Source organism: Klebsiella sp. TF21-TM (genome assembly GCF_019753495.1).
Lineage (GTDB): Bacteria > Pseudomonadota > Gammaproteobacteria > Enterobacterales > Enterobacteriaceae > Klebsiella > Klebsiella quasipneumoniae.
Genome location: NZ_JAIJYL010000117.1, coordinates 1 through 532 on the forward strand (window position 1 = coordinate 1; position 532 = coordinate 532).

Annotated in this window: 1 protein-coding gene; it reads right to left on the reverse strand. The window is 57.1% G+C overall.

Annotation, left to right across the window (positions count from 1 at the left end; translation table 11 throughout):
• The coding region (locus K5R89_RS27180; protein WP_221853881.1) for an integrase core domain-containing protein at positions 1 to 532 on the reverse strand (532 nt) is incomplete at both ends.

Genomic DNA, 532 nt, shown 5'->3' on the forward strand with positions numbered 1-532 from the left:
CCGCTGCCGCCGGTATTCCCTCGGGGAGTGATATCCCAGCGCGCTGTGCGGATGCCATTCGTTGTAATGCGTGAACGCTGCTGCAAGGTTTCGCAGTGCTGTTCTCACATCCGGTTTTGGCATGAACGCGATGTAATCTTCCTTCATCGTTTTCACGAACCGTTCAGCCATGCCATTGCTCTGTGGGCTGCTCACCGCTGTTGTGCAGGGCTCCAGATTCAGCTCTCTCGCGAACCTCCGCGTTTCATACGCGGTATACGCTGAACCGTTGTCCGTCAGGCACTGCACCGCTGTATCGGGCAACCTGTCGCCGAAGCGCTTTTCCACAGACCTCAGCATCACATCCTGCACGGTTGAACTGTCATAGTCTCCCGTGCTTGCTGCCCAGTCTATGGCCTCACAGTCGCAGCAGTCCAGCGCGAACGTGACCCGCAGTTTTTCGCCGTTGTCGCAGCCGAACTCGAAGCCATCTGAACACCAGCGCATATCGCTTTCTGCCACCGCTATCTTGCCCTTATGTTCACGCTTCGGT